Annotated in this window: 8 protein-coding genes, 1 tRNA gene and 1 pseudogene; 7 read left to right on the top strand and 3 right to left on the bottom strand. The window is 37.7% G+C overall.

Annotation, left to right across the window (positions count from 1 at the left end):
* Both M901_RS04755 and M901_RS04750 read left to right on the top strand, forming a co-directional pair.
* On the top strand, positions 1-567 hold a 567-nt coding region (locus tag M901_RS04755; RefSeq protein WP_021277041.1), incomplete at its 5' end, for an ATP-binding cassette domain-containing protein.
* Between the two features lie 117 nt (positions 568-684).
* Positions 685-1362, top strand: coding sequence for a hypothetical protein (locus tag M901_RS04750; protein WP_021277045.1), 678 nt, complete (start codon positions 685-687; stop codon positions 1360-1362).
* On the opposite strand, the gene M901_RS04745 is transcribed toward M901_RS04750, so the two are convergent.
* Complete coding sequence (locus tag M901_RS04745; protein ID WP_021277047.1) at positions 1342-1590, bottom strand: GIY-YIG nuclease family protein; 249 nt, start codon at positions 1588-1590, stop codon at positions 1342-1344. The two genes, M901_RS04750 and M901_RS04745, sit on opposite strands and share 21 nt — an antisense overlap.
* Before the next feature lie 13 nt (positions 1591-1603).
* A complete protein-coding gene (locus M901_RS04740) occupies positions 1604-4060 on the bottom strand; it encodes a U32 family peptidase (protein ID WP_021277042.1) in 2457 nt (818 codons plus the stop codon).
* A 438-nt stretch (positions 4061-4498) separates the two neighbouring features.
* On the opposite strand from M901_RS04740, the gene M901_RS16985 reads away from it, so the two are divergent.
* From M901_RS16985 to M901_RS04730, 3 genes are all read left to right on the top strand, one after another.
* Complete coding sequence (locus M901_RS16985) at positions 4499-4882, top strand: hypothetical protein (protein WP_157679835.1); 384 nt, start codon at positions 4499-4501, stop codon at positions 4880-4882.
* A tRNA-Thr gene (locus M901_RS04735) sits at positions 4846-4920 on the top strand. Before M901_RS16985 ends, M901_RS04735 begins: the two co-directional genes overlap by 37 nt.
* Before the next feature lie 46 nt (positions 4921-4966).
* A complete protein-coding gene (locus M901_RS04730; protein ID WP_021277046.1) occupies positions 4967-5713 on the top strand; it encodes an ABC transporter substrate-binding protein in 747 nt (248 codons plus the stop codon).
* Here the strand turns inward: M901_RS04730 and M901_RS04725 are convergent, their stop codons facing one another.
* Positions 5714-6364 (bottom strand): hypothetical protein, encoded by a 651-nt coding sequence (locus M901_RS04725; RefSeq protein ID WP_021277043.1) that lies wholly within the window; start codon positions 6362-6364, stop codon positions 5714-5716.
* Positions 6365-6554: 190 nt separating this feature from the next.
* Here M901_RS04725 and M901_RS04720 point away from each other — a divergent pair.
* Together M901_RS04720 and M901_RS04715 are read left to right on the top strand one after the other, a co-directional pair.
* Positions 6555-7846 (top strand): annotated as a pseudogene (locus M901_RS04720) (glycine--tRNA ligase).
* Positions 7847-7906: 60 nt separating this feature from the next.
* Positions 7907-8088, top strand: a 182-nt coding sequence (locus M901_RS04715; protein WP_021277040.1) for a PEP/pyruvate-binding domain-containing protein, incomplete at its 3' end; no start/stop codon positions are given.

Raw genomic sequence — 8088 nt, 5'->3', positions numbered from 1 at the left:
CTTTATCCTATTGAAAAAGGAAAGATTACAATTGATGGAAAGGACTTAACGGATATCAAACTTGGTTCATTAAGAGATCTCTTTGGGCTTGTTTCACAAGATATCTTTCTCTTTCATGACTCTATTATTGAAAACTTGAAATTAGGTGGAGAGTTTTCAGAAGAAGAAATTCGTCATGCTTTAAATGTTGCTTATGCTTCAGAGTACATCGATGACTTACCAGAGCAAGCAGATACTATCGTTGGAGATAGAGGGGCGAGACTTTCTGGGGGGCAACAGCAACGCCTCACTATTGCGAGAGCATTCTTACAAAATACAGATGTTCTTCTCTTTGATGAAGCGACATCAGCATTAGATAATGAATCAGAGAAGATTGTTCAAAAAGCACTTGAGTCGATTGCAAGTGATAAGACTGTAGTTGCGGTAGCACATAGGCTGACAACAATTCAGAATTACGATCATATTTATGTCCTGAAAGAAGGGCAAGTTATCGAAGATGGAAATCATGCTGAGCTTATGGCCCATAACGGTGAGTATAAGAAACTCTACGAACTGAGCCTAAGTTAATGCACAGAGTCTGATTCCTAAGTAACTAGAAAGCCGAAGATCGGCCCTTTTGACAATAATTTATATTGAAAAAATGTCTTGTGCGGTAAATACTATTACCTCTAATTAGAGTAGGTTATGGACAAAATTTATCGTGATGCAGGATATATTGAGATACCTTCCTTTATTGAGAATTTGAGAACTCAAGAAAGAAATATTACTTTATGGCAGCTTCTGGAATCAGGACACAGAGTAATTAGAAGTGTAAAAGTCATTCACATCAATGTGAAGAAGAGATTCTTCGTCTGCAAACTTGATGATCTTACAACTCCTTATCACCCAAGCCCAGAAAAACCATTCTACTTGGCCAATATTTTAGATAAAGACTTTGCTCTTAAATGTGAATACGCTGGAAATAAGAACGGAAAAATTAAGCTTAAAATTCCTATAACCGCACAGTTTGTTGAGAATAGGGAGAAACCAAGAGTCGAGCTCACTTATTCTTCTAATAAACGTTGCCGCTTGGCAGTCAATGCTTATCTCGATTTAGTTAATGAAGAAGAATATCGTATCGTTGATATTTCTACTCATGGAATGGGACTGCTATTGAACTCTTCACAGTTAGCACGAATCAAAGAAGGAGCGACTCTAAAGCTTCTTGAGGTCGATGGCGTGGCCAATACTAAAACACAAGGAATTGTACGCTATATTAGACGACAAGATAAAGTGACAAAGGGAACTCCGGTGAATCTCTTTCGCTGTGGAGTTGAATTTGAATCGGAGATTAAAACCTTCTTACTTCAATCCTTGGATTAGTCTTTGCTTGTCTTTTTTAGACATCTTTTTAACTTCCCATTCTCTCTTGGAAGCAAGACTTCTATTTTCAAACTCTTCTGTATGAACAATAGTTTTTGGCGGATTTGCTTTTAGATATTTTGCACCCTTAGGGTTACTAAGGTGTTCTTGAAACCTTCTTTCTACATCAGTTGTGATCCCAGTGTAGAGGGTGCCATTCTGTGTTTCGATTATATAGAGATACCACATAGAAGTAGTATACTTACTTCTTTCTATCTTGATAAGTATCTTGTTTTAAGAGACGACCGGAGTCTAGTCCATATTTTTCAAGGGCCCCAATATTTGCCTTAAGCTCATCAGTCTCAATTTTTTCATCAAGATAATCAATATAACTTCTAACTTTCTTCGTAAGCTCTTCACCTCTTTCATGAAGAAGCTCAATTCTAAACTGACAAACGCCCTTTTCCATAAGTTTTGGAATGAGAAAGGCCGCTGATTGAGCGACTGCATTGAACATTGTATTTCTACATTCTTGATCAGCCTTGATAAAGTGACGATTTCCAAATTGATCCTTAAGCTCAACTTTATGATGCTCACATGGTTTTCCACAATCTTTGAAAGAAGAACCTTCACTTAAAAAAGCCGCGAACACACAGTGTTCCATATGAAAGCTAGGCATATATTGGTGAGTTGTAACTTCTATTTTAGAGCTATCAGTTTTCTCTAAAAGAGTCTCCAGTTGCTGAGCGTTGAGATCATACGAACTTGTCAGTGATTCAAAACCTTTATCTAATAGGTAGTTTGCGGTTTGAGAGTTTGCTACATTGAGAGAAAAGTCCCCTCTGATTTTAATAGAAGGATCTTTATCTTTTAGATATTTAAAGGCACCAAGGTTTCTCGCTAGAATAAAGTCTGGCTTAAGTCTCGTTAAGAGATTTAAGTGGTGATATTCTCCCGGCTTGAGAATTCTATTTGTTGCGATCCCCGCTTCAATATGTGGAAGTGCATTTAAGAGATCTAGTGATTCGTAATAATCTTTTCCGAACTCGTAGTCTAAAATAATCGAAATTTTTGTATCACTATTATGTGCTTCAAGAAATGTGATGAGCTCTTTTAATTGATCAAGCTCTCTAACGAGGATATTTAATCCTTTGACCTGTGATGGCACGGTTTCTCTTTTAGTAAACTCAGGCGTGTAAAGAGAGATTTTTCCTACAGAAACTCTGAGATCGTTTAATTTCTCAATGGCCTTTTGACGAAGATTCTTAAGCATCTTTGAGTGAAGAAAAGGTCTCTGCTCAGACATGTCTAACTTAAAATCTTTTACTTCGTATGCTGTACGACTAAGGGAAGAGAGGTCTTTTTCAACTTTTGCCAAGTCAGGATCTCGCTTGGCTGCTTCAAGATTGTCCTCTGAGAGGACTTCGACACAATGACCATCTTCATCTGAAATAGAATAGATTGCCTTATTATCAACATGAGCTTTAAACTCAATTGTGACAGGGATTCTTTTTTGTTTATTGTAATCTTTAACGGAAGCCTCAACTTCCTTTTGAACTTCAGGTGCAGAGTTAACATAAACTCTGAAGCGAGAATCAATGAGAGCAAGATTGATACTTCGATCTAGCTCCAAACCGATGAGTCCATCTTTCGTTTCAATGACATTGTAGACAGAAGAACCAAGCTCTTTTTCCCTTTCATCATGACAAATAATGACACCCATTCCTTTTGTGATTGTCGTATCAGTTTTTATATAGATTGCTTTTTGGTCTGTAGTGACAACCTTTCCAAGATAGACACCTCTGTGTGATTGGTAAGTTCCTCTGACGAGTTTTTGATGATCAACTCCATGTAGCCAACCCGAGAAGAACCCTCTCGAGTAGCTCATTGCCATTTTTTCGATATCTTCTTTTTGAACAATACCGCTATAAAGAGCCTTGTTATAGGCCTTAGCAACTGTTCCGACAAAGGCTGGAGACTTTAATCTTCCTTCAACTTTAAAAGACTCAATACCTATTTCTTGAAGTTCTTGAACTTCATTGATTCCGCATAGATCTTGTGGTGAAACGAGATATTTTTGATCTACGAGATCTCTTGGTAAGTCATCGACGATCATTTCATATGAAAAACGACAGCTTTGTGCACATTGACCTCTATTCGCTGATCTCCCTCCAATACTTTCACTTGTAAAGCATTGACCAGAATAGGCAACACATAGAGCACCGTGAACAAAGACTTCTAATTCTTTGTCTGTATTCTTTCTAATTTCTTTAATTTCTTTGATAGAGTTTTCTCTTCCAAGAACGTAACGATCGATTCGTAAATCTTCCAATAACTCCATAGCATTGTGGTTTGTCACAGTCATTTGAGTTGAGGCATGAATGACCTGCTCGGGTGCCATTTGTCTTACAAGTTTTGCAAGACCTAGGTCTTGAATGATTAGGGCGTCTGGACCTAGAGGGAGAACTTGCTTCAGCATTTCAATAGCTGAGTCTAACTCTTCTTCAAAAATCAGAATATTAAATGCCACATGAACATGGACACCATAGAGATGGCACAGGTCTATGATTTCTTTTAATTGTTCGACAGAGTGATCGACTGTTCTTCCACGAGCATTGAATCCGGGCATCCCAACATAGATGGCATCGGCCCCGCCGTGAATGGCCGCTAGGCACATATCCATATTCCCGCATGGGAGTAGTAATTCTGATTTTTTCATAGCCTCCTTCATATCAGAGAACGATTTCTAAGTCCTTAATTAAATTAGAGAAAGTAGATATTACAGTCCTGCAAATAGACCAAGTTTTAGACGGGTAGAGTAAAGCTTACAGTTTCTCATTTTTAGAGGGATTTCTTTGGTATTTTAGAGAGATGAAAAGCTTAATCTTGATTACTTCTACTATATTTCAGATATTTACCTTTGCTTCTAAGATGGAGGACTCTTTTGTTTGCCCCTTAGATAATTATCAGTACAAGGGGATAACTTGCTGCTTGGAGAGAGTATCTGAAGTAAAGTGTCGCAGTTTAGTCGATAAGTATATTTCGAATAGCTATTTAGATATTATCGAAAGAGTTCAGGGAGATATCAGAGGGGCTCTACAAACGAGGTGGAGTACCAAATTGCTTTTGGAACTCAATGAGGTATTCAGAAATTGATATGGGTCAAACCGAGAGAGAAGAGTTTCTCTCTCCCTACGCATTTGAGTCTTTGGTTGAGGAGAATTTTGTCGAAATCCCGGAAGCTAAATTGAGCGCTGGGGATCTTGTCTACTTCGAGGGAGAGCTTAAAGATAGAGAAGTCATTATGAGAAATAATAGGCCTGTTCGAGTGTGGCTTCCATACAAGCAAGCGGTGCATGCTGCTATTTATCTCGAAGATGATTTGATATTTCAAAAAGAGAATGTCTTTTCGACTGTTTTTACAATTGACAGCTTAGCGAATTCTCATAAAAAATATGAAGAGGGTGTTAATGCAAATCCTGCTAAAACCCGAGGTTCGATTAAGCTGCTGTGGCTCAGGGGTAGAGCACTTCCTTGGTAAGGAAGAGGTCGGGGGTTCAAGTCTCCCCAGCAGCTCCATTTTTTTCTGCCTACTCATATAGGGATTCTTTGTTTATATTAAGATATGTCTAAAATTGTCTATATCTTATGTTTTCTTAGCTTTTCTTTGCCTGTGATGGCAGGACAAAAAATCGTTTTCTTAAAACAGAACTCAAAACCAAAATACTTTACAGATAAGAGTGAGCAAGTCGGACTCTGCGATGAGATATACTTTAATATAAAAAAAGAACTCAGCGAGGGAGTAGAGAATATACATATTGATGAAAAGCTCTATCCTATAAAGAGAATTCTCTCGATGTTAAAAGAGGGAAGAGGACATGTCTTTTGCGGTGCCGGTCGCAATGAAAAACGAGAGGGAATGTTTATTTATTCGAAGCTTCCTGTCTATCATGTCAGTAATGTGGTTGCGGCCAAGTCGTCAGAGAAATTTATTCCAAAAACAGTTAGAGACTTTGTCAGCAGAGATATTATCGTTGGAGCTTACCATGGAACAACTTCGGCAAAGTATATTAAGAAACAAAAAGATATTCGATTAAATGATAATTTCACAAGCTTCAATCAAGCTTTCAAGGAATTAAATGGTACGAATTTAAGATATTTTTATTACCATGATTTAGGATTAAATTACCTGGTAAAAGAAAGTGGTCTTCCTTTGAAAGTTCTCCCTACTAAGTTTAGAACAGTTCCTCAATGGATTATCTACAGTAAGAAAACACCTCCACGAGTTCACGCTGCAATTGAATCAGCAATCCAGAGATTACACGATAAACGTATAATTCATAAAACTTGGAAAAAGTATTTAAATAAGTAATTACTGAATAATCTCAATTCTTGAGATTTCTTCCGGGGAGAGGCTTCCATAGATCCATCCATTTACTTTGTGGCGATCGACAATTTTAGTCTTTCTTAAATCAATGAGAACTCTAACAGGTTCCTCTTCTTGGGTGCGAAAGTTTGCATAAGTCTGTCCTAGTTGATGACGAATTGATTTCTTTACTTTTTCAATGTCAAAGAGCCAACTATCATAGTCTCCTGGAGAAATTGGAGTTTTAACATCCCATGGTCGTCCAAGGTTATCGTAGAAATCAATTTCTTCTGGGCCCCTAATTATTGGACCGGGCATATAGTCCTTTCTTTCTGCAATAAGGACGGACTGTGCCTCGCGAATAGATTTTATTGAAATGAAATTATTATGATCAGGGTCTGCGGCCAAGGTGAAGAGTCTATACTCATCAATCTTGTACTTTTGGACTGTTTCATAGAAATAAAAGAAGTGGTCGACATCCTTAAATTGACTTCTATTTGGATGAGTAATGTAATCGAGATCAAAAACCTTCGCTGCCTTGAGGCAATCAGCAGAGATGACATCAGAACTAGGTGTTCTGGGGCTTAAATCTCTTGCCTGAAATACTGAACAGGACACGAGTAGTTGAATAAAAATTGTATAAATTAAGATGCGCATTAACTCTTTTTCGGCAAATGGAGTAAAGTTCTTGAGCGTTTTTCTCGGGCGTAGTTGAATAATAGTCAAATTCTTAAAAAATAGGGATTTATAGACTTCAAAGACCTTGTGTTTAGAGTTATACTGACGGCAATTTTAAGCTTATTATTGCGGTAAGGAGTGCGGAGTGTCAGAAACTAATCTGAAGGATATGTCACAACTCGTTAGTCTTGCAAAAAGACGTGGGTTCATTTTTCAAAGTTCTGAGATCTATGGTGGTCTCTCATCTTGTTGGGACTACGGACCATATGGGATTGAACTTAAGAATAATCTAAAACAAAAGTGGTGGAAGGCCATGACTTTTCGTTCAGATGTTGTTGGTGTTGATGCTTCAATTTTTATGCACCCAACTGTTTGGAAAGCTTCTGGTCACGTAGATGGATTTAATGATCCAATGGTTGACTGTAAAAACTGTAAGTCACGTTTTAGAGAAGATAAGATTGATACAACAGCTCCTTGTACTAACTGTGGTGCTAAGGATTCATTCACTGAACCAAGAGATTTTAATCTCATGTTTAGCACGCAAATGGGACCTGTTGAGGATAGTTCTTCAAAAGTATATTTAAGACCAGAAACAGCTCAAGGGATTTTTACAAACTTTCTCAATGTTCAAACAACGATGAGAAAGAAGCTTCCATTTGGAATTGCTCAAATTGGAAAGGCATTTAGAAATGAGATTACTCCAGGTAACTTTATTTTTAGAACACGTGAATTTGAACAAATGGAGATGCAATATTTCATTAAGCCAGGGACTCAGGTTGATTCAATGGAAGAGTGGAAAGAAATTCGTTGGAATTGGCACCTTTCAAATGGTTTAAGACCAGAGAACTTAAGATGGAAAGATCATGGTGATGACCTTGCTCACTATGCTGATGCTGCATTTGATATTGAATATAAATTTGCTCATGGTTGGGATGAGATGGAAGGTATCCACTCAAGAACAGACTTTGACCTAAAGCAACACCAAGAACATTCAGGAAAGAACCTGATGTATACGGATGCTCAAGACAATAACAAAAAGTATCTACCATACGTTATGGAAACATCAGTTGGTTGTGACAGATGTCTACTTGCTATCATGAGTGATGCCTTTAGAATCGAAAATGAAGGTGATAAGGAAAATGAAAGAGTTGTGATGAAGTTTCACCCTTCTCTTGCTCCTATTAAAGTTGCAGTTCTGCCTCTCGTTAAAAAACTTGATGAGCCTGCAACTAAGTTATTTAAAGATCTACAAATGGAATTTAAGGCTGAGTATGACTTAGCTGGTTCTATTGGTAAGAGATACAGAAGACAAGATGAAATTGGAACACCTTTCTGTGTGACATTTGACTTCGACTCTTTGAAGATAATGCCGTGACGGTGAGAAATAGAGATACAATGGAACAGGAAAGAGTGGCCATTGACTCTTTAAAACAATATTTAAAAGAAAGACTAGCATACTAATTAAGAGGCACTAAAGGTGCCTCTTTTTTTTAGACTTATTCCACGGAAAGGGGAGAGCGTATGACAAAGTGGGTATACTCATTTTCAAAAGAAACTACTGAAGGTAATAGGGAAATGAAAAACCTTCTCGGAGGAAAAGGTGCCAACCTTGCCGAGATGAGTTCCTTGGGACTTCCTGTCCCTCCAGGTTTTACGGTAACGACAGAAGCCTGTATTGACTTCCAAAAAAATAACGAAATAAA

Origin of the sequence: Bacteriovorax sp. DB6_IX, assembly GCF_000447775.1 — a bacterium.
In the GTDB taxonomy this organism is placed as follows: Bacteria; Bdellovibrionota; Bacteriovoracia; order Bacteriovoracales; family Bacteriovoracaceae; genus Halobacteriovorax_A.
The sequence above is the reverse complement of the archived record's forward strand: the minus strand, read 5'-3'. Positions and strand labels throughout refer to the sequence as shown.